A 26,200-nucleotide genomic window follows, 5' to 3' on the forward strand; every position below is an offset into this window, starting at 1 on the left:
ACGAATCAACGGAAGAAAGAGCTACCGTTTCCTACGCTTCGTCTATGTGCCAAAGCGGCCACCGCTTCTAAATTCGCTCCATGCCATCGCCCCACATTGCCCCCCTGTCTGCCATCGTCGGCGCCGCGAACTGCCTGGTCGCGGACGACGAGACGCGCGCCTTCGCCACCGACTATCGCGCCGTGTTCCACGGCAAGGCGCTGGCCGTGCTGCGGCCGGCCGACACGGCCGAGGTGGCCCGGGTGCTGGCCTACTGCCATGCGCACGCGGTGCCGGTGGTGCCCCAGGGCGGCAACACCTCGCTGCTCGGCGGCGCGGTGCCCGATACCAGCGGCCGCAGCATCGTGCTCAGCCTGTCGCGGCTGCAGCGCATCCGCTCGGTCGATGCGCTGAACGACACCCTGGTGGTCGAGGCGGGCGTGACCCTGCACCAGGCGCGCATGGCGGCCGACGAGGCCGGCAAGCTGTTCCCGCTGCGCATCGGTTCCGAGGGCAGCTGCCAGATCGGCGGCAACATCTCCACCAACGCCGGGGGCACGGCGGTCCTGCGCTACGGCAACATGCGCGACCTGGTGCTCGGCCTCGAGGTCGTGCTGCCCGACGGGCAGGTCTGGAACGGGCTGCGCGCCCTGCGCAAGGACAACACCGGCTACGACCTCAAGCAGCTCTTCATCGGCGCCGAGGGCACGCTGGGCATCGTCACGGCGGCGGTGCTCAAGCTGATGCCGCGGCCGCGCGCGACCTGCACCGCCTTCCTCGCCTTCGACACGCCGGAGGCCGCGCTCGGCTTCTTCTCGGACCTGCGCGCGCGCGTCGGCCAGGACGTGTCCGCCTTCGAGCTGATCTCGCAGGCCGCGCTGGTGCTGGTGCTGGCGCACCTGCGCGATGCGCGTGCGCCCCTGCCCATGGCATCGGCCTGGTACGTGCTGGTGGAGCTCGCCTCGGGCCGGTCGCAGGAGGAGCTCGACGCCGCGCTCTTCGACGCGGTGCAGGCCGGCCTGGAGGACGGCCGCGTGCGCGATGCCGCGGTCGCCGCGAGCCAGGCCCATGCGCAGGACTTCTGGCGCATCCGCGAGGAGATCTCCGATGCCCAGACGCGCGCGGGCGGCAGCGTGCGCTGCGACATCTCGGTGCCGCTGTCGAAGATTCCCGCCTTCATCGCGCAGGCCTCGGCCGCGGTGCTGGCGCGCGAGCCGCGCACGCGCATGGTGGTCTACGGGCATGTCGGCGACGGCAACGTCCACTTCAATCCGCTGCGCCCGGCCGACGAGACGGCGGCCGACTACCTGGGCCGCGCGGGGCAGGCCATCACCCGCGCCGTCGACGCGCTGGCCATGGACATGGACGGCTCGATCTCGGCCGAGCACGGCGTCGGCGTGGCCAAGCGCGACGAGCTGCTGGCCGTGAAGTCGCCGGTGGAGCTGGCGCTGGCCTGGCACCTCAAGCGCGCCCTCGATCCCCGGAACCTGCTGAATCCCGGCAAGTTCCTGCCCCTGCTCGACGTCACGAAGGAAGAACACCCATGACCGAGATCGCCGGCGCCCTGTTTTCCTGATCCACCCTCATCCACAAGGACACCCATGACACCGTCAGACCCTTTCGCCGAGCTCACCGAGATCGATCGCCGCCACTGGGTGCATCCGGTCGCCGCGCTGCGGCAGCACGAGCAGCGCGGCGCCACCATCTGGCAGGCGGCCGATCGCATCCACCTGATCGATGCCGACGGCCACCGCGTGCAGGATGCCTTCTCCGGGCTGTGGTGCGTGAACGTGGGCTACGGCCAGGAATCGATCGTGCAGGCGGCCACCGAGCAGATGCGCAAGCTTCCTTATGCCACCGGCTATTTCCACTTCGCGAGCGAACCCGCGATCCGCCTCGCCGGGCGCCTCACGGCGCTGGCGCCGGCCGGCTTGAGCCGCGTGCTCTTCGGCCAGGGCGGCTCCGATGCGGTCGACACCGCGATCCGCACGGTGCGCTACTACTTCAACGCCATCGGCCAGCCCGAGAAGAAGCACTTCATCGGCCTGCAGCGCGGCTACCACGGCAGTTCGGCCGTCGGCAGCGGCCTGACCGCGCTGCCGCTGTTCCATCGTTTCTTCGACGTGCCCGAGCCGCAGCAGCACCACATTCCTTCGCCCTATCCCTACCGCCATGCCGACGGCCCGGCGCCGGAGGCGGTGCTGGCCAGCACGGTGCAGGCGCTGCGCGACAAGGTCGCGGCGCTGGGCGCCGACAAGGTCGCGGCCTTCATCTGCGAGCCGATCCAGGGTTCGGGCGGCGTCGTCATCCCGCCGCCCGGCTTCCTGGCCGCGATGCGCCGCACCTGCGACGAGCTCGGCATCCTGCTGATCGTCGACGAGGTGATCACCGGCTTCGGCCGGACCGGGCCGATGTTCGCCTGCGCCTCCGAAGGCGTGACGCCCGACATCCTGACGCTGGCCAAGGGCCTGACCGCGGGCTATGCGCCGATGAGCGCCACGCTGATCTCCGAGCAGCTCTACCAGGCCATCGCGGAGGGCGGCCGCGACGGCACCGCCTTCGGCCATGGCCAGACCTACGCCGGCCATCCGGTCAGCGCCGCGGTGGCCAACGCCGTGCTCGACCTCTACACCGACGGCGGACTGCTCGCCAACGGCCAGCGCGTGGGCCGCTACTTCGAGGCCCGCCTGAAGGAACTCGAGGCCTTGCCCTGCGTGGGCGAAGTGCGGGTACGTGGCCTGCTGGGCGCGGTCGAACTGGTGGCCGACAAGGCCACCAAGGCCAAGCCGGACCCGGCCCTCAAGGCGGGCCAGCGGGTGCTCGACCACGCGTTCCGCAACGGCCTGGTGTTCCGCGCCTTCGGCGACGACATCCTGGGCTTCGCGCCGTCGCTGAACTACACCGAAGCCGACGTCGACGTCCTGGTCGACCGGCTGCGCGCTTCCATCACCCACGTTTTTTCCTGAAACCAACCCTGACGAGACACACCATGAAACTCTCCGACTTCAAAGCGCTGACCTTCGATTGCTACGGCACCCTGATCGACTGGGAATCCGGCATCTACAACGCGCTGGCGCCGCTGCGCGCCAAGGCGGGCGACGGCAAGTCGCGCGACCAGGTCCTCGAGAACTACGCGCAGCACGAATCCGCGCAGGAGGAAGAGACGCCGGCGATGCTCTACCCGCAGCTGCTGGCGCTGGTGTACAAGCGCCTGGCCAAGGAGTGGGGCGTGGCGGTCGGCGACGAGGAGGCCAACATCTTCGGCGCCTCGGTGCCGGACTGGCCCGAGTTCGCCGATTCGGTCGAGGCGCTGGCCTACCTCAAGCAGCACTACAAGCTGGTGATCCTCTCGAACGTCGACCGGCTGTCCTTCCGCGCCAGCAACGCGCGCCTTCAGGTGGTGTTCGACGCGATCTACACCGCGCAGGACATCGGCTCCTACAAGCCGAGCCCGCGCAACTTCGAGTACATGCTCAAGCGGCTGGAGAGCGACTTCGGCCTCCAGCGCAAGGACATCCTCCACACCGCCCAGAGCCTCTTCCACGACCATGCGCCGGCCAACGACTTCGGCCTGGCCTCGGCATGGATCGACCGCCGGCACGCGAACAAGGGCTGGGGTGCGACGATGCCACCGCCCGGCACGCCGAAGCTGGACTTCACCTTCGACAGCATGATCGCGCTGGCCCGTGCGCACCAGGCCGAGACCGGCGCCTGAGGACCGACGCGAGATGGCGCTTCAACTCAAGGACATGGCGCTGTGGCGCCAGCAGGTGCACATCGACGGCCAGTGGCGGCCTGCGCGCTCCGGGGAGACGTTGCAGGTGGTCAACCCGGCCGACCGTCAGGCCCTGGGCACGGTGCCCGCGTGCGACGACGGCGACACGCGCGACGCCATCGACGCGGCACAGGCCGCGCTGCCGGCCTGGCGCGCGCTGAGCGCGCAGCAGCGCGCCGTGCTGCTGCTCCAGTGGCACGCGCTCATGCTCGCGCATGCGGACGACCTGGCGCTGCTGATGACGCTGGAGCAGGGCAAGCCCCTGGCCGAGGCGAAGGGCGAGATCCTGTACGGCGCCTCCTTCGTGCAGTGGTTCGCGGGGGAGGGCGTGCGCGCCTACGGCGAGACCATTCCCGCGCCCCAGGCGAACCGCCGCATCTTCGTGCGCAAGATGCCGGTCGGCGTCTGCGCCGCGATCACGCCGTGGAACTTCCCCAACGCGATGATCACGCGCAAGCTGGCCCCCGCGCTGGCGGCGGGCTGCACGGTGGTGGTCAAGCCCTCGGAGCTCACGCCCTACTCGGCGCTGGCGCTGGCCGAACTGGGCGAGCGCGCCGGCTTTCCTCCGGGCGTGCTGAACATCGTGACCGGTGCGCCGGTCGCCATCGGCGCCGAGCTCACGCGCAACCCCGCGGTGCGCAAGCTGACCTTCACCGGCTCGACGGCCGTGGGCAAGACGCTGCTGCGCCAATGCGCGGACACGGTCAAGCGCGTGAGCCTCGAGCTGGGCGGCAACGCGCCGGTGATCGTGTTCGACGACGCGGACCTGGAGACCGCGGTGGCCGGCGTGATGGCGAGCAAGTTCCGCAACAGCGGCCAGACCTGCGTATGCGCCAACCGGATCTACGTGCAGGCCGGCATCCACGGCCGCTTCACCGAACGCCTGGTGGAGGAGGTCGGCAAGCTGCAGGTGGGCCCGGGCACGGCGCAGGGCACCACCATCGGCCCGCTGATCAACCCCGCCGCGCTGCGCAAGGTGCAGGCCCATGTCGAGGACGCCCAGGCCAAGGGCGCGCGGCTCGCGGCGGGCGGGAAGTCGGCCGCGCGCGGCGCCCAGTTCTTCGAGCCCACCGTGCTGACCGGCGCGCACCACGGCATGGTGCTGGCCCACGAGGAGACCTTCGGGCCAGTGGCGGCGCTGTTCCCCTTCGAGACCGAAGCCGAGGTGATCGGGCTGGCCAACGACTCGCCCTACGGGCTGGCGGCCTATGTGTTCTCCAACGACGTGAGCCGGCTGTTCCGCGTGAGCGAGGCGCTGGAGTGCGGCATGGTGGGCATGAACACCGGCGCGATCTCCACCGCGGTGGCGCCGTTCGGCGGCGTCAAGGAGTCGGGCCTGGGCCGCGAGGGATCGCTCTACGGCATCGAGGAATTCCTCGAGGTCCAGACCCTGCACCTGGACCTGGACCTGGCCGCGGCCGGGTAGACCGATGCCGCTGCTCGCGGCCGGCGCCGCCATCCTGATGTGGTCGTCGCTGGCCACGCTCACCGTGGCGCTGGCCGCGGTGCCGCCCCTGTACCTGACGGGCATGAGCCTGTTCATCGGCGGCGCGCTGTCGCTGCCCTGGATGCGGCACTGGTCGCTGGACTGGCGCGCGCTGGCGGTCGGCGTCTACGGCCAGTTCGGCTACCACGTGGTCTACATCGTCGCCCTGCGCTCGGCGCCGGCGGTCAACGCCAACCTCGTGCACTACGCGTGGCCGATGCTGATCCTGCTGATGTCGCCGCTCGCGGGCCAGGGGCGGCGCGTGGGCTGGACCCACATCGCCGCGGGCGTGGCGGCCTTCGCCGGCGTGGTGCTCGCCACCCGCGACGGCGTCGATGCTTCGCTGCGCTGGCACACGGGCTACGGCTACGCGCTGGCCGCGGCCTTCATCTGGGCGAGCTACTCCATCGCGGAAGCCCGCAGCCGGGCCACCTCCGCGGTGGACGTCGGCCCGGCCTGCATGGTGTCCGGCCTGCTGGCGCTGGCGGGGCATGCGGTGCTCGAGCCCGGCGTCTCGCTGAGCGCGTCGCAGTGGGGGCTGATGCTCGCGCTGGGCATCGGCCCGACCGGCGGCGCCTTCTACCTCTGGAGCCTGGCGCTGCGCCGCGGCGACACCCGGGTCGTCGGCGTGCTCTCGAACGCCACACCGATCCTGTCGACGCTGATGCTCGCGCTGTGGGGCGGCGGGCCGCTGTCGCTGTCGCTGGTCGGCGCCATGCTGCTGGTCACGGCCTCGAGCGTGGCGGTGTTCGTCGTCAGCCGGCGGAGCGATGGCGCGGCGAAAGCAGAGGGCGTCGACGCCGCGGTCGTCGGCTGAGCGTCAGGCCGCGTCGTCCGGCGCCCCGGCCTGGCCGAGCGCGCCCCGCATGAAGTCGCGCACCCAGGTCGTGAGCCGCGAGGGGGCGCGTCCGGCGACATGCACCAGCGCGACCGGCACCCGGAAGCCGGAGGGCGGATGGACGGTCAGCGAAGCCAGTTCGCCCTCGGCGATGCGCTGCTGCGCCGCCTCCATCACGCCCAGGAACAGCGCGTCGCTGCGGGCGCAGACGTCGAGCAGCAGATCGAGCTGCTCCGACTCCACGGTCGTGTGTTCCCTCAGGTCCACATCGACCCCGTAGCGCTCCTGCGTCCACCGCACCGCCTCGTCGGAGATGCCCGTGTTCAGGATGGGATAGGCCAGGATGTCGCGCAGGCCGACCTGCGCCAGCCGCTGCAGCGGATGCCCCGTGCGGCACACCACGCCGCCGTGGAGATGGCCCAGCGCTTCGACCTGCAGGCTCTGGCTGCTGGGGAAGGAGCGCGCATCCACCACGGCCAGGTCCAGCTGCCGTTCGTTCAACGCGGTGACGAGCGACTCGCCCGTGCCATGGCGCACCAGCAGGCGCAGCTGCGGAAAGTGCTCGACCACGTGCTGGACGAACTGGCGCGCCACGGCCGCGCCCGGCCCGGCGCCGAAGCCGATGCGCAGCAGCCCTTCGGGGCCGACGTCGTCGGTGGCGATGCGCTGCAGCGCGTCCATGTCCTTGAGCAGCCGGCGCGCCCGCTGGACCACCAGTTCGCCCTTCGCGGTGAGCGCGAGCGGCTTGCCCTGGCGGTCGATGAGCACGACGCCCAGTTCGTCTTCGAGCGACTGGATGCTCTTGCTCAGTGCCGGTTGGGTGAGATGCAGGTTCTCGGCCGCGCGGCTGAAGGAGCCGGTCGCAGCCAATTCGACGAGGTGTTCGAGTTTTCTCGATTCCATGAGGGATTGGAATGGCGGTCAGGAAAAGGATTCATTGGACGCAGGAAATGGGGGTCCATAGAGTCCGTGCCGCACCCGGTGCAAGGGTTCAACTTCGAGTCCAACCAATCATACGAGACCACACAAGAGGAGATGGCGTGCACAGTGATATCTTGATTTCCAGGCGCAGTCTGATCGCGTCGGCGGCCGCGGCCGTGGCGCTGGCCGCCTGCGGCGGCGGCAGTGACGGCAACGGCAACGGCGGCCTCGGCGCCAAGCTCAACGGCGGCGCGGTCGCGTCGAGCGACAGGTACAGCGCCGAAGCCGCCAGGCAGATCCTGCTCGCGGGCGGCAACGCGGTGGACGCCGCCGTGGCCATGGCCTTCGTGCTGGCCGTGACCTATCCGGAGGCGGGCAACATCGGCGGCGGCGGCTTCATGAACGTCTTCTTCAACGGCAAGCCCTACTTCATCGATTACCGCGAGATGGCGCCCTCGGCCGCCACCAGCGACATGTACACGCGCTTCAAGGACGCCAAGGGCCAGCAGGACCCGCTGAGCAGCCTCTGGGGCGCGCAGGCGGCCGGCGTGCCCGGCACCGTGCGCGGCATGTGGGAGGCGCACCAGCGCTTCGGCCTGCTGCCCTGGAAGGACGTCGTCGCGCCGGCCGTGGAGCTGGCCGACAAGGGGCACATCGCATCGAAGGCCGAGGTCTTCTGGCGCGACTACATGCTGCAGAACTTCTCGGCCTCGCCCTATCCGGCGAACCTGCGCGAGTACTTCGGATCGATGCGGGAAGGCCAGCTGTTCCGCCAGCCCGAGCTGGCCGAGACCCTGCGTCGCATCGGCGCCAACGGGCCCGACGAGTTCTACCAGGGCCGCACGGCGGACATGATCGTCGCGTCCATGAAGCAGGACGGCGGCAAGGGCATCATCACCAAGGCCGACCTGGCCAACTACAAGGCCGTGTGGCGCGACCCGCTGCCGGTGGCATGGAACGGCATGACGGTCTACACCGCGCCGCCGCCCAGTTCCGGCGGCATCGCGCTGGGCCAGCTGCTGGGCATGAAGGCCGCGCTGCGCGACACGCTGTTCACCGGCGAGAAGCCCAACACCGTGCAGTACATGCACCTCAACGCCGAGATGCTCAAGCGGGTGTTCGCCGATCGCGCGGAGTACCTGGGTGACCCGGGCTTCGTCGACGTGCCGGTCGCGCGCCTGCTGGACCCGGCCTACATCAAGGCCAGGGCGGCCGAGGTCAATCCGCGCGACATCACGCCCACGGCCTCGGTGAAGCCGGGGCTGGCGAAGATGCACACCACCCACTACTCGGTGGTCGACAAGTGGGGCAATGCGGTGTCCAACACCTACACGCTGAACCTGGCCTACGGCTGCGGCGTGATCGTGCGCGGCGCGGGCTTCGCGCTCAACAGCGAGATGGACGACTTCGCCACCATCCCGGGGCAGCCCAACATCTTCGGTGTGATCGGCTCCGACGCCAACGCCGTGGCGCCGGGCAAGCGGCCCCTGTCGTCCATGTCGCCCACCATCCTGGTGAAGGACGGCCTGCCCACGATGGTCATCGGCACGCCGGGCGGCTCGCGCATCTTCAACGCGGTCTACCAGGTGCTGGCCAACACCTACGACCACCAGATGCCCCTGGCCGCGGCGGTGTCGAACCGGCGCTTCCACCACCAGCTGCCCCAGGGCAACATCATGGAAGGCGAACCGTTCTCGCCCATCCCGGCCGACCTGGCGCTGCAGCTGCAGGCGCGCGGCTACACGGTCACGACCAACTCCTTCGACACGGACATCCAGGCCATCCACATCACGGGGCGCGACCTGGTGTCGGTCTCGGACCCGCGCGGGCGGGGCCTGGCGATGGTGGTGAACTGAGCGTTCCTCGCGCGTCGGTCGCGACGCTCAGCGCGCGCGCACGACGGCGATCTGCGCCCGCCTGCCGGCCCTGAAGGTGTAGAGCGTCAGCAGGGCCTGCTTCAAGTCGCCCTTCTCGTCGAAGGAGATGTCGCCGCTCAGGCCCGGGTAGCCCTGCGTCGCGGCCAGCACCGGCAGGTAGATCCGGGGTTCCGACGACCCCGGGCCGGCGGGGGACGGTCTTCGAGAATAGCTCTTCGCTCGCGCGAACGGCATGCGCCGGCGCCTCGGGCCCGGCAAAAAACTCAGCCCAGCGCCCGCTCGACCAGCCCCGCGATGGCCAGCAGGTAGTCGTCGTCGTACCAGCGGCCCGCGAGCTGCAGTCCGATGGGCAGGCCGTTCGCGCTGTGGCCGCAGGGCATCGACAGCGCGGGATGGCCCGTGAGGTTCATCGGATAGGTGTAGGGATACCAGGCGCCACGGATGGTGCCGGCGGGCTTGCCGCCGATCTCGACCTCGCCGCTCACGTCCATGTCGACGGGCAGCGGTGGCGCGGAGACGGTGGGCGACACCAGCACGTCGAAGCGCCCGAACAGCGCCTGCAGCTCCGTGAAGCAGCGGGTCTTGGCGAAGGTGGCCTCGTGCAGGTCGACGGCGCTGTGGCGGCGGCCCTTCAACACCGCGTCGACCAGCGTGGCGTCGAGCCGGTCGCCGAAGCGTTCGAGGTTGGCGCCCACGCGCGCGGCGAGCATCGATTGCAGCACCACGAGGAAGTGGCGCTCCAGGGAAACGAAGTCGAGCTGCACGGTTTCGACGTTGGCGCCTTCGCGTTCCATCGCCTTCACGGCAGCGGTGGTCACGGCCTCGACTTCGGGGTCGACAGGGTTGCCGGCGGTGGGCAGCCAGGCCACGCACAGGCCGCGCAGCGAGGCGGGCCTGGCGCGCCGGGGCATCGGCCCGCCCAGCCCGTAGGGGTCGCGCGCATCGAAGCCCTGGATGGTGTCGAACAGCAACTGGGTGTCGGCGACGTCGCGTGCCATCGGGCCGGTGAAGGAGTTGGCGGAGTAGAGGTCGGGCGCCTGCAGGTTGGGCACCACGCCCAGCGTGGCCTTGAGCCCGACGATGCCGCAGCAGGAGGCCGGAATGCGGATCGAGCCGCCGCCGTCGGTGCCCAGCGCCAGCGAACCCAGGCCCGCCGCCACCGCCACCGCCGCGCCGCTGCTCGACGCGCCGGGCGTGTAGCGCGCGTCGATCGGGTTCAGCGTGCGGCCGAAGAGGGGCGCGGTCGCCATCTGCTTGTGGCCGAACTCGGGCGTGGTGGTCTTGCCGATGAGGATGGCGCCGGCGGCCTTGGCGCGCGCCACCGCCACCGCGTCGTCCTTGGGCACGAAGTCTTCGTAGATGGCCGAGCCCATGGTGGTGCGCACGCCGGCCGTCAAGGTCAGGTCCTTCACCGAGTAGGGCACGCCGTGCAAGGGGCCCAGCGCCTCGCCGGCCATCACCGCGGCTTCGGCGCGGCGCGCGGCCTCGAGGGCCTGTTCGCCGGTCACGGTGATGAAGGCGTTGAGTTCGCGGCGCGCCTCGATGCGCGCGAGCGCCGCCTGCACCGCTTCCACGGGCGAGGCCTTCTTGTCGCGGATCAGTGCGGCGAGTTCTGTCGCGCTGTGGTCCATCAGGTCCATGGTCTTTTCCTTCGGTCGGTGTGGCTCAGAGCATCCAGCGGCCGCCGTCGATCAGCAGCGTCTGGCCGGTGATGAAGCGGGCTTCGTCGCTCGCCAAAAAGCGCACCGTGGCCGCGACGTCCTCGGGAGCGCCGACGAAGCCGGCGGGCGTGTCGGCGACGATCTTCGCGAGCACCTCGGGCCGCAGCTTGTCGTGCGCGCGTGTGCGGATCGCGCCGGGGCACACCGCATTCACCGTGACGCCGTGCGGCGCCAGCTCGCGCGCCAGCGAGCGCGTGAAGCCGACCACGCCCATCTTGGCGGCGGCGTAGTCGGCCAGGCCCACGTCGCCGGCGAAGGCGGCGTCGGTGCTCATGTTGACGATGCGGCCGAAGCCGCGTGCCTTCATGCCGGGCGCGACGCGGCGCGAAGCGCGCATCGTGGTGAGCAGCGACACCTCGAGGACGAAGCGCCACACGGCCTCGTCGGATTCGGCGAACAGGCCGCCGCGTTCGCGCGCGCTCTGGCCCACGTTGTTGAACAGGATGTCGACCGGGCCCAGCGCGGCTTCGGCGCGGTCGAAGAAGGCCGAGACCACACCGGCGTCGGTGCAGTCGCCCGCCACGCAGAGGCAGCGCGTGGCGGTGTCGGGCGGCAGCGCGGCGAGCTGCGCTTGCAGCGGTGCGCAGTCGAGGTCGAGCACGGCGACGCGCGCGCCCTGGGCCAGGAAGTCGCGCACCGTCGCGGCACCGATGCCCTGGCCGCCGCCGGTGACGACGGCGGTGCGTCGGTCGAAGGTCATGGCTTCGGGTCCCTCAGTGGAAGGTGCGCCCGCCGTCGACGGCGAGCGCGGTGCCGGTGATGTAGCTCGCGCCCGGGCCGCTCAGGTAGAGCACGGCCTCGGCCACTTCCTCGGGCGCGGCGACGCGACCCAGGGCGTAGCGCTGGCGGATCTCGTCGAGCGTGCGCTCGGGGTCGTCGCTGTTCTCGTAGCTGGTGCGGAACAGGGGCGTGTCGATGGCGCCGGGGCAGACCGCGTTGACGCGGATGCCGTCGGCCGCGGCCTCGATGGACAGCGCCTTGCCGAACATGATGACCGCCGCCTTGGTGGCGCAGTAGGCGGTGCGGTTGGGCAACGGGCGCAGGCCCGCGCCCGAAGAGATGTTGACGATGCTGCCGCCGCCGGCCGCGCGCAGGTGCGGCATGGCCGCGCGGCACAGCAGCATCGGCCCGGTGAGGTTGACGGCCAGCATGCGCGCCCATTCGTTGTCGCCGGTCTGCTCCAGCGGCTGGAGCGAATCGATGCCGGCCGAGTTCACCAGCGCATCGATGCCGCCCAGCCATTGCGCGGCGGTGTCGACCGCGGCCCGCACGGCCTGCGCGTCCGCCACGTCGCAGAGCAGCGGCAGGGTGGCACCGCCCAGCGCGGCGCAGGCGGCGGCGAGGCCGGCGTCGTCGCGGTCGAGCAGCGCCACGCGCGCGCCGCGCGCCACCGCGAGCCGCGCCACGGCCAGGCCGATGCCGCTCGCGCCACCGCTCACGACGAAGCGCAGGCCCGGAGAAGCCGCGCCGGTCATGCCGCGACAGCCGCCTTCAGGCGCGGGCGCATGTCGTCGGAGATGCGGTCGCAGCGGTCGATCCACACGCCCGAATGCGCGAGCGCATGCTCGATCAGCCCTTCGAGCACCTTGAGCCGCGAAGGCTGGCCGATGATCTGCGGGTGCATGCCGACCATCATCATCCGGTCTTCGGCGTAGAGCATGTCGAACTCGCTGGTCCAGGCCTCGAGCACCGCCGAGGGCGCCTGCAGCGTGCGGCCGGGCAGGGTGATCGAGTACTGGAAGAAGGGCGCGTCGTCCAGCACCCAGCGGAAGGGCAGCTCGACGATGTCGGTGCGCTGGCCGCCGATCTCCAGCAGGTAGGGCGAGTCGTCGTCGAAGAAGTTCGACGAGTAGTCGAAGCCGTACTCCTTGATCAGGTCCAGCGTGATGGCGCTGAACTCCGCCGCCGGCGAGCGCCAGCCGCGCGGCCGGGTGCCGGCCAGGCGTGTCAGCGCTTCCATGCCGCGCTCCATTTCCTCGCGCTCTTCGGCGGGGCTCAGGTTGACGATCCAGCGGTGGCTGTAGCTGTGGTGCGCCACTTCATGGCCCTTGTCGACCACTTCGCGCACCAGGTCCGGGTGCTTGTCGGCCACTTCGCCGGGGATGAAGAAGGTGGCGCTGATGCCGTAGCGCGCCAGCAGCGCCAGGATGCGCGGCATGCCGACCTTCCAGCCGTAGGCGCCCTGCGACATCAGGATCGGGCGCTGGGCATTGGCCGGGTCGCGGCCGGTCCACATGGTCTCCGCGTCGAGGTCGAAGGTCAGCATGAGCGGAAAGCCTTTGCGCGTGGTCGGCATCGGGAAACTCCTTGGCGAAATCGGGGGGTGTTGTTCGGTCAGACGTGCTTGTGGAAACCCGTCCAGCGCTCGGCCAGCAGCAGCACGATGCCGGTGGTCACGATGAGCAGGGTGGAGACCGCGGCCACGCTGGGGTCCACGCCCTGCTCGACCGAGGTGAAGATCTTCACGGGCAGCGTCGTCTGGCTTGCGGAGAGAAGGAACACCGACACCGGCACGTTGTCCAGCGAGGTGATGAAGGCGAAGAGGCCGCCGGCCACCAGGCCCGGCTTCACCAGCGGCAGCGTGACGAGGCGGAAGCTGGTGAAACCGTCCGCGCCGAGCACCCGCGCCGCGTCTTCCAGCGATTCGTCGACCGACGAGAGGCTGCCCAGGCTGGCCCGCACCACGTAGGGCACGGTGATGACCACGTGCGCGAGCCACAGGCCCAGCGAGTTGCCGCGCAGGCCGGTCATCGTGTAGTACTGCAGCAGCGCGACGCCCAGCACCACCGAAGGCAGGATCAGCGGCGCCATGAAGAGCGAGGTGAGCGCCGCGGCACCCGGCACCATGCGGCGGTGGATGGCGTAGGCCGCGATCAGGCCCAGCACCAGCGCGGCGGCGGTGGATGCGGCGGCCAGCCACAGGCTGGTCCATGCGGCGCCCAGGTACTCGGGGTCGCGCAGCACCACCTCGAACCAGTGAAAGGTCAGGCCCTTGGGCGGGATGGTGAGGTAGGCCGTCTTGCTGAAGGCCGCGAGCACCACCACCAGCACCGGAATCTGCAGGAACACCACCACCGCGATGGCCGTGGCCGCGAGCACGGGCGTCTTCTTTCCGTCGGCGTTCATGCGTTGCCTCCCCAGCGCCTGAGCACGCGGCTCGACAGGCCGATGACCGCCAGCGTGAGCGCGGTGAGCGCGAAGGACATGGCCGCGCCGGCGGGCCAGTCGAGCGTCTGCAGGAAGTCGTCGTAGATCAGCGTGGCCATCACCTTGTAGGTGGGGCCGCCCAGCATGCGCGGCGTGACCAGCGCGCTGATGGTCAGCACGAAGACGAGGATCGAGCCCGACAGGATGCCCGGCGCGCTCATGGGCAGCGTGATCGACCAGAACACCCGCAGCCGGCTCGCGGCCAGCGTGTACGCGGCGGCCTGCACGTCCTTCGAGATCGCCTGGATGGCCGGCACGAGCATCAGCACCATGAAGGGCAGGAAGATGTGCGACATGCCCACCAGCAGGCCGAACAGGTTGAACATCATCTTGATCGGCCGCTCGATCAGGCCGATGTCCATCAGCAGGTTGTTCACCAGGCCGCGGTTGGCCAGCAGCGCGATCCAGCCGAAGGAGCGCACCACCAGGTTCAGCAGCATCGGGAAGATGACCAGCATGGTGAGCGTGAGCCGCATCTTCGGCCCCGCGTTGGCGATGTAGTACGCCAGCGGGTAGCCCAGCAGCAGGCAGATGGCGGTCACGCCGAAGCCCAGCACCAGCGTGCGCACCACCACCTCGCGGTAGTACTCGTCGGTGAGGATGTTCGTGTAGTTGGCGAGCGTCCAGCCGGCGGAGATGCCGGTGCCGGGCTCGTAGGGGTGCAGGCTCAGCGGCACCATCAGCAGCACCGGCGCGACGAAGGCCAGCAGCAGCAGCAACAGCAGGGGCGACGCCAGCAGCGTGCCGGTGAGCTGGCGCGGGCTCATGCGGCCGCCGCCTGCGCCGCGCGCGCGGTGACGTACACATGCTGCGATTCGATGGCCACGCGCACCGGCGCATCGACCTCCAGGCCGGCATGCGGGCCGTTGGTGACGGCCTCGGCGATCAGCTCGGTGCCGCCGAAGGCGAGCAGGTACTGCACGCGCGCGCCGACGAAGGAGCGCATGGCGACGCGGCCGGCGAGCGTGGCCGCGCCGCCCACGGGTGCCTCCGTGAAGCGGATGTCCTCCTGCCGGATCACCACGTCGACCGCCGCGCCGTGCGCCATGCCTTCGGCGCCGGCGGCCGGCAGCAGCGGACCGTCGTCCAACTGCACCGCGACGGCGGTGCCGGTGGCGCGCACCACGCGGCCGGTGAGCCGGTTGGGCCGGCCGATGAAGCTCGCGACGAAGCCGGTGGCGGGGCGGTGGTAGATGGCCTCGGGCGTGTCGAACTGCTGTACCACGCCGTGCGCGAGCACGCACACGCGGTCGGACATGGACATGGCCTCGCCCTGGTCGTGCGTGACGAACAGCGTGGTGATGCCGACCTCGCGCTGCAGGCGCTTGAGCTCGATCTGCATCTCGTCGCGCAGCGAGGCGTCGAGGTTGGACAGCGGCTCGTCGAAGAGAAGAATGCTGGGGCGCGGCGCGATCGAGCGCGCCACCGCCACGCGCTGCTGCTGGCCGCCGGAGAGCTGCTTGGGCATGCGGTCGCCGAGGGCCGACAGGCGCACGCTGGCCAGCGCCTGGTCGACGCGCTGCTTCAGCGCGCTGCCCTGCAGGCCCTGGCGGCGCAGGCCGAAGGCGACGTTCTCGAACACGCTCATGTGCGGGAACAGCGCGTACGACTGGAACACCAGGCCGATGTTGCGCTTGTTGGTGGGCAGCGCGGTGATGTCGCGGCCGTCGACGAGGATGCGCCCGCCGGTCGGCTCGATCAGCCCCGCCACCATGCGCAGCACGGTGGTCTTGCCGCAGCCGGAGGGACCGAGCAGCGAGATGAATTCGCCGTCGTGGACGGACAGCGATACCGACGACGCGGCCACATGGCCCGGGTAGCGTTTCTCGAGGCGGTCGAGCGTGAGTGCCGGCATGTCTGTCGGATGGTGAGGGTTGAAGAAGGGCGCTCAGCGTGCGACTTCGCGCTGCCAGCGCTTGGTCCACTCGGGCAGCGACTTGGCCACGGCCTCGGGGTCGGGCAGCCAGAGGTTGTCGAAGGTCTGCTGGTAGGGAACGATCTTCGCGGCCTTGTCGCTGAGCTTGACCTGCGTGTTGACGGGGCCCGCGTACTTGCGCTCGGCGAAGCAGGTCTGGCCTTCTTTCGACAGCACTTCGTCGATGTACTTGAGCGCGAGCGCCGGCGACTTGGCGCCCTTCGGAATCACCAGTGCGGGCAGGATGCCCACCGCGCCTTCCTTCGGATAGACGATGGCCAGCGGCAGGCCCTTGTCGATGGCGGAGCCGGCGCGGTCGGGGTACCACACGGCGGCCGCGATCTCCTGCCGCTCGAACAGCGAGACGATCTGGTCGGCCTGCGTGTAGAGCGTGACGGAAGACTTCGCGATCGGCTTGATGGCGGCGAAGCCCGCGTCCATGTTGGCGAGCGTGCCGCCCTTCATGCGGTTGAGCGCCATCAGGAACTGCGAGCCCGCGGTGCCGCTGATGTCGCCGATGGCGAGCTTGCCGTCGAACTCGGGCTTGGCGAGGTCGGCCCACGAGGTGGGCGGCGTCTTGACCTGCTTGGTGTCGTAGACGATCACGGTGGCGCCGGTCATGAACACCACGTACTGGCCGTCCTTGTCGAGCGCGCGCGGCGACACCGCAGCCGCGTTCGCGAGCTTGCCCTTGTCGATGGTCTCGAGCAGCTTCTCGTTCTTGAGCTGCGAGGCGAGCGAGTTGTCGATGTAGACCACGTCGAAGTCCGACTTGCCGCCGGTGGCGCGGATCGAGGCCGCGAACTGCGAGGAGCTGCCGAGCTTGAGCGCCACCTTGGCGCCGGTCTTCTTCTCGAAGGACGCGATGTGGCAGGTCTTGGAGTCATCGGCGAAGGAGCCGCCGAAGATGCCGACCACCAGTTCCTCGGCCTGTGCGGCACCGGCCAGCAAGGCGGCCGCGAGGGCAGGGACGAGGCAGCGCGAGAAGGTGGTTTTCATCGTGAACTCCTGTGGACAAGCGCCCGAAGGCCGCGTTGGAATTCACTTTATCTTTCGTGAAAGATAAATGCAAGGCATTTAAGATAGGGGCGAACCCGAGCCCGGCGGTGCACCGAGATGGCCGCGCGGAGGCACCACCGTTGATGGAGAGCCCCTCATGTCGCACAAGAAAGAAGCATCGAATCGGCGTCCGCCCCAAGGCGATGCACAGGACCGGGACGACGCCGATGCGCTGCCCCCCGCGCTCGACGACGACATGCCTGCCGGCGGCGGCGACCTGGTCGAGCGCGGCATCCGCCAGTGGCGGCGCGAGCGGCCCGACCTCGACAGCAGCGGCAAGGCCGTGGTCGGCCGCCTGCTGAGGCTGGAAGGCGTGGTGCTGCGCACGCTCAACCTGGTGCTGGAGCCGCTCGGGCTCAAGTACCAGGAGTACGCGGTGCTGGCCACCCTGCGCGTGGCCGGCGCGCCCTACCGGCTGTCGCCGTCACGGCTGCAGAGCACGCTGCTGTTCACCTCGGGGGGCTTGTCGAACCTGCTCAAGCGGCTGGAGAAGGAGGGCTGGATCAAGCGCTCCATCGACCCCAACGACGGGCGCGGCGTGCTGGTCAAGCTCACCGCCAAGGGGGTGCGCCTGGCCGACGAGGCCATGCCGCGCCATGCGGCGGCCGAACTCCATCTGTTGCGCATGTTCGATGCCTCGCAGCGCACCGAGCTGTCGAAGCTGCTGAGCCAGATGATGACGGGCAATGCGCCGGAGCTGGGGCCCGAGGAGGTATGAGAGTAGATGACGGCCCGCGGGTCGTCACTCCAGGAAGCGGGCAAACGAGCGCATGGCGGACGAGGTGTGGCTGAGCAGGCTGGCGGCGTCCAGCAGGTCGCGCTTCATCGCCTGCAGTGCCTCGTCGGCGAAGTACTGGCTCGGCCCCGACATCACCAACGCGCCGAGAGCCGAGCCCTTCGGCGACAGAAGTACCGCGCCGCAGGCGCAGATGCCGGCGACGTTCTCCTGCAGGTTGGTGGTACAGCCTTCCCTGCGTGCGCGGTCGAGTTCACGCTCGAGCGCCGACCGCTCGACGATGGAGTGAGGCGTGCGCGCCGCCAGCGGCTGCGCATCGAGCACCGCCGCGCGTTGCGCTGAGGCCAAGTGGGCGAGCAACAGCTTGCCCGACACCGTCGTGTGATGGGGCGCGCTCACATGCGTGTCGTAGTAGGGAACGACGCTGTAACGCCCCAGCGCGGTCTCCAGGATGCAGCGATCGAGGCCGAAGAACAGGATCAGGCTGGTCGAGGGTCCATGGCGATCCCGCAGGCCGCGCAGCAGGTCGGTCGAGTCGCGCCGCAACAGGTTCATCGGATGGTCCAGGCCCAGCGGGAGCAGGCTGCGCGCCGCGGGCCGGTAGCGCCCGCCGGGCGTGCGATCGACCTGTCGCGCATCCACCAGCATCTGCAGCACGCGGTGCGCCGTGCTCGGCGCCAGACCCGTGGCCTCGGCGACCTCCGAATGGGCCAGCGGCTGCAGCGCCTGGCGCAGCGTGTCCAGCACCTGCAGGCCCTTGGCGAGCGATCCTGACTCCGCCCCTCGCGTGGCGGCGATGTTCTCCCCCTCGGTCATTCGTTTCATCTGGCATTTCCTTTGTTCTGGCTTGGCTGTGTCTCCGCCGGGCTCGCCACCATGCCGCCCTTCGGCGCACGGGCATCTTCGTTTTTCAGATTTCGATATGTGAAAAGCATGCTTCCCGAATTCTTCGGCAGAAATAGACTTGGATCGGAATGAATTATCCGATATGCGGAATGTACGTTCCGATATCTGTTTCCCTTCTCAACCCTGTTTCACGGAAATTCTTCCCATGTCGTCTTCCCCGGCTCCGCTTCCATCCGTCTCCGTCGCCCGACTTCTGGAATGGATCCGGGAGGGCGGCGAGCTGGCGCTGGTCGATGTGCGGGAGGAGGGTGTGATCGCCCGCGACGCGCACCTCCTGCTGTCGGTGCCGCTGCCCTTGAGCCAGCTGGAACTGCGGGTGGCACGGCTGCTGCCGCGCCGCGCGGCCCGCGTGGTGGTAATCGACGCCGGCGACGGCGAGCTCGCGGCCCGCGCCGCGCGCAGACTGGCCGAACTGGGCTATGCCGACGTGCAGGTGCTCGCGGGCGGCGTGGAGGCCTGGCAGGACGCCGGCCTCGAGGTCTACACCGGCTCGAGCGCCTACAGCAAGGCCTTCGGCGAGTTCGTCGAGCATCGCTACGGGACGCCCCATCTGAGCGTCGAGGACTTGCACCGGCGCCTGGCGCGCGGCGACGATCTGGTGGTGCTGGACGGCCGCACGGCCCAGGAGTTCGAGGACTTCAGCATCGCCGGTGCGCATGCGGTGCCCAATGCGGAGCTGCCGCTGCGGGTGCACAGCCTGCTCCCGTCGCCCGACACGCTGGTGGTGGTCAATTGCGCGGGCCGCACGCGCTCCATCATCGGCGCACAGGCGCTGATCAACGCGGGCTTGCCCAACCCTGTGCTGTCGCTGCGCAATGGCACGATGGATTGGCTGATGGCCGGTTTCGAGTTGCAGCACGGGCAGGCGGCGCAACTGCCTGCGCCTCCATCGCAGGACAGTCCGGCGCTGCAGCACAGCGTGGCCCACCTGAGCCGGCGCTTCGCGATCGACTGGATCGACGGCGCGACCATCGGCCGCTTCGAGACCGAACGCGAGGCGCGCAGCCTCTATGTCTTCGACGTGCGCACCCGGGCCGAGTACGAGGCCGGCCACCTGCCGGGCAGCGCATGGATCGAAGGCGGCCAACTGGTCCAGGAGCTCGACAAGCATGTGGGCACCCGGCATGCGCGCATCGTGCTGGTGGACGACGGCTCCGGCGTGCGCGCGGCGATCACCGCCTCATGGCTGCTCCAGCTGGCCTGGGGCGAGGTGCACGCCCACGTGCTCGCGTCGGAGGCTGCGACCGAGTCCGGCCCGGAGCCTTTGCGGCTGCCGGCACCGCTGCCCGTGGTCGACAGCTGGTCGGTGGAGCGCCTCGTCGAGGCGCTGGCACGCGGGGAAGCCGAGGTGATCGATCTCGCGCCGAGCCCGCGCTACGAAGAGGGCCACATCCCCGGCGCCGCGTTCGCGGTGCGCGCGCGGCTGCCCCACGGGCTCGACAGCTTGCGCGACACGACCTGGGTGCTGAGCTCGCCCGACGGCCGTCTGGCGCGCCTGGCCGCGGCCGAACTCGGCGCGCGGCACGCGAAGCTGGTGGTGCTCGAGGGCGGGACGGCCGCATGGCTGGCGCAGCAGCGCCCGCTCGAGCGGGGCGCCACGCGGCTGTTGCACGACGCGGACGATGCGGTGCGTTCACCTTATGCCGCCGCCGACCCGCACGCGGCTTTCCGCGACTACCTGCGCTGGGAGATCGACCTGCTCGACCAGCTCCAGCGCGACACGGTGGTGCGCTTCGCGACCTTCGACGAGGCCGCGTCCCCGGCCTGAGGGCATGCGACCCCGCCGCTCTCTTCACCCGATACACCCCATGACGAACACCATCGACGCGAACCCGACGCGCGAGGCCGGGCAGGCCGCCCGGCGCGCGCAGCAGGCCCTGGCACGTGCACGCGAACTCGCCCGCACCCTGCGCAGCGACGCGGCCGTCCGCGATGCGCAGCGCATCCTGCCTTACGACGCGCTGCGTCTGCTGCGCGAACACCAGCTGCTGAACCTGCGCACACCGCTGGCCCTGGGCGGCGACGAGATCGAGTACGGCGACGTGGTGCGCGTGATCGCCGAGCTCGCCCGCGGCGATTCCAATGTCGCCCAGCTGCTGATCCCGCACTACGTCTACCTGGAACGGCTGCGCCTGATGGGGGAGGCACCCCTCCAGGCGCGCATCTGGCGGCGCGTGCGTGAAGGTGCGCTGGTGGGCAATGCCTCGACCGAACGCAACACGTCCCGCTCCGGCGAGATCACGATCCGCCTCGAACCCGAGGGCGCCGGCTTCAGGTTCAGCGGGCGCAAGTTTTACAGCACGCCCACGCTGTTCGCCGATGTGGTCTTCGCCACGGTGCTGGACCCGCAAGGCCGGATCGTCTACGCCGTCCTGCCGACCGACCGCGAGGGCATCACGCGCCTCGATGACTGGGACGGCCTGGGTCAGCGGCTGACGGGCAGCGGCACCACGGTGTTCGAGAACGTGCGCGTCGAAGCCGACGAGATCGTGCTGGTGGGCGACTGGATGAACCGCCGCCACTACACCAGCTCGGGCGCGCAGATCCTGTTCGCGGCCGTCAAGTCCGGCATCGCGCATGCCGCGCTGGACGAGGCGATCGACTGGGCCCGCGAAGGCGCGCGGCCCACACGCGTCTCGCAGGTCGAGCACGTCACGCTCGATCCGCATGTGCAGGTGCTGGTGGGCGAGCTCTCGACCGCCGCGCTCGGCGCCGAATTGGTGCTGCACCGCGCGGCGGACGCGCTCACCCATGCCTCGCACGTCCAGTACGACGAGACCTCGCGCGAGCGGCTCGAGCAGATCCTGTCCGACACCGCGATCAGCACCGCCCAGGCCCAGCTGGCCACCGAGCAGGCGGCGCTGCACATCGCGCAGAAGCTGTTCGACGTGGGCGGCACCTCGACCGCCTTGCGTCGGCACAACTTCGACCGCCATTGGCGCAATGCCCGCACCATCAGCCTGCACGACCCGATCGTCTACCGCAGCAAGGCCATCGGTGCCCATGCGCTGCGCGGCGAAGCACCGCCGCTGGGCTTCACCTACTGAAGCCGGGGCGCCGTCCACCATGTCCCTCGCAAGCCCCGCCGCATCGCCTTCGGTCGCGAACGATGCACCCGAACCCAGTCCGCTCGAACGCGTGCGGCTGCAGCCCTTCAACCTGGGGCTGTTCCTGCCGATCCAGAACGGGGGCTGGTCGATCTCGACGCTGCCGCGTTCGACCGACTGGCGCTTCGACTACAACGCGCGCCTGACCTTGCAGGCCGAGGCGCTCGGTTTCGACCTGGTGTTCGGCCTGGCGCAGTGGATGCCCAAGGGCGGTTACGGCGGCGCGTCGAACTACCGCGAGACCTCCCTCGACAGCTTCATGGCCACGGCGGCGCTCAGCGCCATCACGCGGCGCATCCTGCTGATCTCCACCATCCACGTGCTGTACGGCCCCTGGCATCCGCTGCACCTGGCCAAGTTCGGTGCGACGCTGGACCACATCTCCGGCGGACGCTGGGGCGTGAACCTCGTGACCGGCCACATCGCCGCCGAGGCCCGCATGTTCGGCCAGGAGCGCGAGGAGCACGACGCGCGCTACACCCGCGCCGCCGAATTCGTCGACATGCTCGAGCGACTCTGGCGCACCGACGGCAACGTGAGCATCGAGGGCCGGCACTGGCAACTGCACGACGCCTACGTCTCGCCCCGGCCACTGCACGGCCGGCCTATCCTCATCAATGCGACCGGCTCGAAGGCCGGCTTCGAGTTCGGCGCGCGCTATTCGGACTTCGTCTTCATCCCGAGCCCGACGGGCGTCGACATCGAGGCGACGCTGGCGGCCTTGCCGGCTTTCACGGCCGGGCTGAAGGCGGCCGCGCAGGCGCAGGGACGCGACGTGCGTGCCATCATCAACCCCACCATCGTGAGCGCGGCCACCGATGCGCTCGCGCAGGCGCGCTACGCGCGCATCCTGGCCTCCGAGGACGCCGAAGCGGTGGCGAACTTCAACGCCCGCTTCAACACCCAGACCGGTGCGAGCGACGCGCGCGCCTGGAGCCACCATGCACGCCGACCGGGCGAGCGGGCGGTCGGCGGCAACATCCATCTGGTGGGCAGCCCGCAGCGCGTCGTGGACGACCTGGTCCGCCTGCGCGACGCCGGCTGCGGCGGGGTGCAACTGACCTTCTTCGATTTCGAGCCGGACCTCGCGCATTTCGGCCAGCACATCCTGCCGCTGATGCGCGAAGCGGGGCTGCGTCTGTGAGCGCGCGGGCTTCCGTGGTGGCACGGGCCGTGGGCCGGCTCGCAGGCCGCCTTCTGACCAAGGCGCCCACGCTGCTGCTGGTGATCGGCGTGAGCTTCCTGCTGCTCAAGCTCGCGCCCGGCGACCTGGCAACGGCCATGGCCGGCGACGCCGGCGCGGCTTCGCCCGAATACATGGCGATGCTGCGGCGCCAGTACGGGCTCGACCAGTCGGTATGGCTCCAGTTCTGGCACTACATCGCGAACCTCGCACGGCTGGATTTCGGCTACTCGTTCCGCAACAGCATGCCGGTGCTCGACCTGATCGCCGATCGCGTGCCGGCGACGCTGCTGCTGGTCGCGACCAGCATCCTCGTCGCGCTCGCTGCGGGCGTGAGCCTGGGGGTGTGGGCCGCCTACCGGCAGGGGCGCTGGATCGACACCGCCATCTCCACGCTGTCGACCGTGGGCTTCGCACTGCCGCTGTTCTGGGTCGGTCTGCTGCTGATCATCCTGTTCGCGGTCGAGTTGCGCTGGCTGCCGTCGGGCGGCCTGGCCACCACCGGCTTCGACGGCGGACTTTGGGCCGGCCTGCTCGACCGGCTGCGCCACCTGGCATTGCCGGCCTTCACGCTCTCGCTGTTCTACATCGCGATCTACGCGCGCATCGTGCGCACCACCGCTGCCGAAGTGCTGCATTCCGAATACCTGCGCACCGCCCGCGCCAAGGGGCTGCGTCCCGCGCGCATCCTGTGGCGCCACGTGCTGCGCAACTGCCTGCTGCCGGTGGCGACCCTCACCGGTCTCGAACTCGGGACGCTGCTGGGCGGCGTCGTGACCATCGAGACGGTGTTCTCCTGGCCTGGCATGGGACGCCTGGCCTTCGATGCCGTGACCTACAGGGACATGAACCTGCTGATGGGCATCCTGGTGTGGAGCGCGGTGCTGATCAGCGCGACGAACCTGGTGCTCGACAGCCTCTACACGCTGATCGATCCGAGGGTGGTGGCCAGATGACGAGCGAACGATCGCCCCTGTGGCGGCGGCTGCTGCGTTCGCCGGCCTTCGTCACCGGCACCGCGCTGCTGGCGCTGAGCCTCGTGATGATCCTGATGTCCGCCACGTTCTACCGCGGCAATCCGCTGTCGGTGGATTCGCCTCCTTTCATCGAACCCGTCACCGAGGCGGCCCATCCACTGGGCACCGACATGCTGGGGCGGGACATGCTGGCCCAGATGGTCCATGGCGCGCGCGTGTCGCTGCTCACCGGGGTGGTGGCCGCCGCGGTCGCGGTGCTGCTCGGTGCGCTGCTGGGCGTGCTGGGCGGCTACTTCGGCGGCTGGGTGGACCGGGCCTGCACGCGCATCACGGAGGTGTTCCAGACGCTCCCGCAACTGCTGCTGGCCATCGTGCTGGTGGCGGTGCTCACGCCTTCGCTCTGGAGCACGATGCTCGCGATCGGGCTGACGAGCTGGCCGCAGGTGGCCCGCGTGGTGCGGCCCGAGGTCATGCGGCTGCGGCAGACCGACTTCGTCCATGCCGCGGCGCTCAGCGGCATGCCGCCGCTGCGGATCATCTGGCACGAGGTGCTGCCCAACGTGGTGCCGACGGTCGTGGCGCTGGCCTCCGTGCTGGTGGCGACCGCCATCCTCACCGAATCGGCGCTGGCCTTCCTCGGGCTCGGCGATCCCAACCTGGCCTCGTGGGGCGCCATGATCGGCGCGGGCCGCTCGGTGCTGCGCGATGCATGGTACGTGGCGGCCTTCCCCGGCTTCGCCATCCTCGCGACCGTGCTGGCTTTCGCGCTGATCGGCAACGGCATCAACGATGCCCTGCACCTGCGACGCCGATGAATCCCGCCAGACGCGCCGCAGGGCCTTGCGTCGTCCTCGGCGGCGCGCCTCTCTTTCTCTCCCTCTTTCCGTTCCATCCTTTTCAGGAATCCTGCTATGAGTTCCACGCGACGTGACTTCATTCTCCGCACCGTGCTGGTCGGCGGCACCTCCGCGCTGCCCTTCGCCTCCGACGTGTTCGCACAGGCCGGCGGCGGACGCAACCTGGTGGTCAACGTGGCGCCGGAACCGTCGGCACTGGCGATCGTCAACGGGCTGCCCAACCAGATCGTCAATGCCAACATCTTCGACGGCCTGGTGACCTACGACAGCAACTACAAGCTGGTGCCGCAGCTCGCGCAGCGCTGGGAAACCTCGGCCGACGGCCTGTCGATCACCTTCCATCTGCGCCCGGATGTGCGTTGGCACGACGGCACGCCGTTCACTTCGGCCGACGTCGCCTATTCCGCGCTCGAGGTGGTCAAAAAGACCAGTGCGCTCGGCGCCAACGCCTTCGCCGCCGTCAAGGGCGTCGACACGCCGGACGCGCACACGGCGGTCCTGCGCCTGGCTTTTCCCGCGCCCGTGGTCTGGTCGTACCTGCACGGCCAGCAGTTCAACATCGTGCCGCGGCATCTCTATGCGGGCAGCGATCCATTGACGCACCCGCGCAACGCCAGTCCGCTGGGCAACGGGCCCTACAGGTTCAAGGAATGGGTGCGGGGCAGCCACGTCGCGCTGGTGCGCAATCCGGACTACTGGGACAAGCAGAAGCCCTATTTCGAGACGCTGACCTTCAAGATCATTCCCGACGCCGGCGCGCGCGAGGCCGCGCTGGAATCCGGCGAGATCCTCTATTCGCCGCACAGCCCGGTGCCGCTGTCGTCGGCGCGCCGGCTGGCCAGGAGCAAGGACGTGGTGGTCGACACCAAGGGCTGGGAAGGGTTGACGAAGGTCTTCTTCTTCGATTTCAACCTGAAGAAGAGGGTGTTCCAGGATGTGCGCGTACGCCGGGCCTTCGCGCATGCGATCGACCGCCAGGCGATCTCGAACGTGGCCTGGTTCGGCTTCGCCAAGCCGTCGCGCGGCCCGATCCCGCCGGAGCAGAAGCAGCACTTCAACGCCGAGGCGCCCGACTACGCTTTCGACCCCAAGAAGGCGGAAGCCCTGCTCGACGAGGCCGGCCTGCGCCGCGGCGCCGACGGCGTGCGGTTGCGCATCAACCATGTGAACCACACCTTCGGCGAGGAATACCGCCGCGCCGGCGACCTGATCAAGCAGCAGCTCAAGCAGGTGGGGGTGGAGGTGGAACTGATCAACTACGACACCGCGACGCAGCTGCGCAAGCTGTTCACCGACCGCGATTTCGACACCAGCGCGATCGACTACGCACCGGGCCTGGACCCGCAGATCGGCGTGATCCGGCGTTTCTGGAGCCAGTCGATCAAGGATGGCGTGCCATGGAGCAATGGCTCGAACTACGCCTCGGCCGCGACCGATGCGGTGATCCAGGGCATCGTCGACGCCACCGACCCGCAGGAACGCAAGAAACTCATCGACCGCCTGCAGGTGCTGGTGCAGCAGGACCTGCCTTCGATCAGCCTGGTCAACATCAACCTGGTGCGCATCTTCTCCAGCAAGCTCAAGGGCGTGGACCAGCGCCCGCTGGGCGCGCTGTCCGGACTGGGCGACGTCTCGCTCGCGAGCTGAAACGAGGGC

24 protein-coding genes are annotated in these 26,200 nt (G+C 69.8%); 13 read left to right on the top strand and 11 right to left on the bottom strand.

Features of this window, described 5'->3' with window-relative positions:
* Nucleotides 1–80: 80 nt before the first annotated feature.
* From QTI20_RS06325 to QTI20_RS06345, 5 genes are read left to right on the top strand one after another with little or no spacing between them, the layout of a single operon-like run.
* Nucleotides 81–1,526 carry an FAD-binding oxidoreductase gene (locus tag QTI20_RS06325; RefSeq protein ID WP_286549203.1) on the top strand — a complete coding sequence of 482 codons (1,446 nt, stop codon included), beginning with the start codon at nucleotides 81–83 and terminating at the stop codon, nucleotides 1,524–1,526.
* A 54-nt stretch (nucleotides 1,527–1,580) separates the two neighbouring features.
* Nucleotides 1,581–2,945 (top strand): aminotransferase class III-fold pyridoxal phosphate-dependent enzyme, encoded by a 1,365-nt coding sequence (locus QTI20_RS06330; protein WP_286549201.1) that lies wholly within the window; start codon nucleotides 1,581–1,583, stop codon nucleotides 2,943–2,945.
* A 23-nt stretch (nucleotides 2,946–2,968) separates the two neighbouring features.
* Nucleotides 2,969–3,694: a haloacid dehalogenase type II gene (locus QTI20_RS06335; protein ID WP_286549199.1), complete on the top strand. Its 726-nt coding sequence runs from the start codon at nucleotides 2,969–2,971 to the stop codon at nucleotides 3,692–3,694.
* A 13-nt stretch (nucleotides 3,695–3,707) separates the two neighbouring features.
* Entirely contained in the window at nucleotides 3,708–5,180 is a 1,473-nt protein-coding gene (locus tag QTI20_RS06340) for an NAD-dependent succinate-semialdehyde dehydrogenase (RefSeq protein ID WP_286549197.1), read from the top strand.
* 4 nt (nucleotides 5,181–5,184) lie between these two features.
* Nucleotides 5,185–6,057 carry a DMT family transporter gene (locus tag QTI20_RS06345; RefSeq protein WP_286549195.1) on the top strand — a complete coding sequence of 291 codons (873 nt, stop codon included), beginning with the start codon at nucleotides 5,185–5,187 and terminating at the stop codon, nucleotides 6,055–6,057.
* A 3-nt stretch (nucleotides 6,058–6,060) separates the two neighbouring features.
* Here the strand turns inward: QTI20_RS06345 and QTI20_RS06350 are convergent, their stop codons facing one another.
* Complete coding sequence (locus QTI20_RS06350; RefSeq protein ID WP_286549192.1) at nucleotides 6,061–6,981, bottom strand: LysR family transcriptional regulator; 921 nt, start codon at nucleotides 6,979–6,981, stop codon at nucleotides 6,061–6,063.
* Between the two features lie 137 nt (nucleotides 6,982–7,118).
* On the opposite strand from QTI20_RS06350, the gene ggt reads away from it, so the two are divergent.
* Complete coding sequence (ggt, locus tag QTI20_RS06355) at nucleotides 7,119–8,855, top strand: gamma-glutamyltransferase (RefSeq protein ID WP_286574162.1); 1,737 nt, start codon at nucleotides 7,119–7,121, stop codon at nucleotides 8,853–8,855.
* A gap of 27 nt (nucleotides 8,856–8,882) precedes the next feature.
* Here ggt and QTI20_RS06360 read toward each other — a convergent pair whose 3' ends face one another.
* From QTI20_RS06360 to QTI20_RS06400, 9 genes are read right to left on the bottom strand one after another with little or no spacing between them, the layout of a single operon-like run.
* Nucleotides 8,883–9,110, bottom strand: a complete 228-nt coding sequence (locus tag QTI20_RS06360; protein ID WP_286549186.1) for a hypothetical protein — start codon at nucleotides 9,108–9,110, stop codon at nucleotides 8,883–8,885.
* Between the two features lie 29 nt (nucleotides 9,111–9,139).
* A complete protein-coding gene (locus QTI20_RS06365) occupies nucleotides 9,140–10,516 on the bottom strand; it encodes an amidase (RefSeq protein WP_286549184.1) in 1,377 nt (458 codons plus the stop codon).
* A 25-nt stretch (nucleotides 10,517–10,541) separates the two neighbouring features.
* Complete coding sequence (locus QTI20_RS06370) at nucleotides 10,542–11,297, bottom strand: SDR family NAD(P)-dependent oxidoreductase (protein ID WP_286549182.1); 756 nt, start codon at nucleotides 11,295–11,297, stop codon at nucleotides 10,542–10,544.
* A gap of 13 nt (nucleotides 11,298–11,310) precedes the next feature.
* Nucleotides 11,311–12,072: an SDR family NAD(P)-dependent oxidoreductase gene (locus tag QTI20_RS06375; protein WP_286549180.1), complete on the bottom strand. Its 762-nt coding sequence runs from the start codon at nucleotides 12,070–12,072 to the stop codon at nucleotides 11,311–11,313.
* Nucleotides 12,069–12,893, bottom strand: a complete 825-nt coding sequence (locus tag QTI20_RS06380; protein WP_286549178.1) for a polysaccharide deacetylase family protein — start codon at nucleotides 12,891–12,893, stop codon at nucleotides 12,069–12,071. Before QTI20_RS06380 ends, QTI20_RS06375 begins: the two co-directional genes overlap by 4 nt.
* Before the next feature lie 38 nt (nucleotides 12,894–12,931).
* Nucleotides 12,932–13,723 (bottom strand): ABC transporter permease, encoded by a 792-nt coding sequence (locus QTI20_RS06385; RefSeq protein ID WP_237675861.1) that lies wholly within the window; start codon nucleotides 13,721–13,723, stop codon nucleotides 12,932–12,934.
* Nucleotides 13,720–14,571 (bottom strand): ABC transporter permease, encoded by an 852-nt coding sequence (locus tag QTI20_RS06390; RefSeq protein ID WP_286549172.1) that lies wholly within the window; start codon nucleotides 14,569–14,571, stop codon nucleotides 13,720–13,722. Before QTI20_RS06390 ends, QTI20_RS06385 begins: the two co-directional genes overlap by 4 nt.
* Nucleotides 14,568–15,659 carry an ABC transporter ATP-binding protein gene (locus tag QTI20_RS06395; protein ID WP_286549171.1) on the bottom strand — a complete coding sequence of 364 codons (1,092 nt, stop codon included), beginning with the start codon at nucleotides 15,657–15,659 and terminating at the stop codon, nucleotides 14,568–14,570. Before QTI20_RS06395 ends, QTI20_RS06390 begins: the two co-directional genes overlap by 4 nt.
* 33 nt (nucleotides 15,660–15,692) lie before the next feature.
* Entirely contained in the window at nucleotides 15,693–16,718 is a 1,026-nt protein-coding gene (locus QTI20_RS06400; protein WP_286549169.1) for an ABC transporter substrate-binding protein, read from the bottom strand.
* 157 nt (nucleotides 16,719–16,875) lie between these two features.
* Here QTI20_RS06400 and QTI20_RS06405 point away from each other — a divergent pair, with 157 nt between their 5' ends.
* Nucleotides 16,876–17,496: a MarR family winged helix-turn-helix transcriptional regulator gene (locus QTI20_RS06405; protein WP_286549165.1), complete on the top strand. Its 621-nt coding sequence runs from the start codon at nucleotides 16,876–16,878 to the stop codon at nucleotides 17,494–17,496.
* Between the two features lie 24 nt (nucleotides 17,497–17,520).
* On the opposite strand, the gene QTI20_RS06410 is transcribed toward QTI20_RS06405, so the two are convergent.
* Nucleotides 17,521–18,339 (bottom strand): IclR family transcriptional regulator, encoded by an 819-nt coding sequence (locus QTI20_RS06410; RefSeq protein WP_286549163.1) that lies wholly within the window; start codon nucleotides 18,337–18,339, stop codon nucleotides 17,521–17,523.
* 226 nt (nucleotides 18,340–18,565) lie between these two features.
* On the opposite strand from QTI20_RS06410, the gene QTI20_RS06415 reads away from it, so the two are divergent.
* From QTI20_RS06415 to QTI20_RS06440, 6 genes are all read left to right on the top strand, one after another.
* A complete protein-coding gene (locus QTI20_RS06415) occupies nucleotides 18,566–20,188 on the top strand; it encodes a rhodanese-like domain-containing protein (RefSeq protein WP_286549162.1) in 1,623 nt (540 codons plus the stop codon).
* Between the two features lie 40 nt (nucleotides 20,189–20,228).
* On the top strand, nucleotides 20,229–21,467 hold the full coding sequence (locus tag QTI20_RS06420; protein ID WP_286549160.1) for an acyl-CoA dehydrogenase family protein: 1,239 nt from the start codon (nucleotides 20,229–20,231) through the stop codon (nucleotides 21,465–21,467).
* Between the two features lie 19 nt (nucleotides 21,468–21,486).
* Nucleotides 21,487–22,671, top strand: a complete 1,185-nt coding sequence (locus tag QTI20_RS06425; RefSeq protein ID WP_286549158.1) for an LLM class flavin-dependent oxidoreductase — start codon at nucleotides 21,487–21,489, stop codon at nucleotides 22,669–22,671.
* Nucleotides 22,672–22,700: 29 nt separating this feature from the next.
* Nucleotides 22,701–23,666 (top strand): ABC transporter permease, encoded by a 966-nt coding sequence (locus tag QTI20_RS06430; RefSeq protein ID WP_286549156.1) that lies wholly within the window; start codon nucleotides 22,701–22,703, stop codon nucleotides 23,664–23,666.
* Nucleotides 23,663–24,502 carry an ABC transporter permease gene (locus QTI20_RS06435; RefSeq protein ID WP_286549154.1) on the top strand — a complete coding sequence of 280 codons (840 nt, stop codon included), beginning with the start codon at nucleotides 23,663–23,665 and terminating at the stop codon, nucleotides 24,500–24,502. Before QTI20_RS06430 ends, QTI20_RS06435 begins: the two co-directional genes overlap by 4 nt.
* A gap of 96 nt (nucleotides 24,503–24,598) precedes the next feature.
* Entirely contained in the window at nucleotides 24,599–26,191 is a 1,593-nt protein-coding gene (locus QTI20_RS06440) for an ABC transporter substrate-binding protein (protein WP_286549152.1), read from the top strand.
* Nucleotides 26,192–26,200: the final 9 nt, after the last annotated feature.

Source organism: Variovorax sp. J2P1-31, from assembly GCF_030317215.1.
Lineage (GTDB): Bacteria > Pseudomonadota > Gammaproteobacteria > Burkholderiales > Burkholderiaceae_C > Variovorax.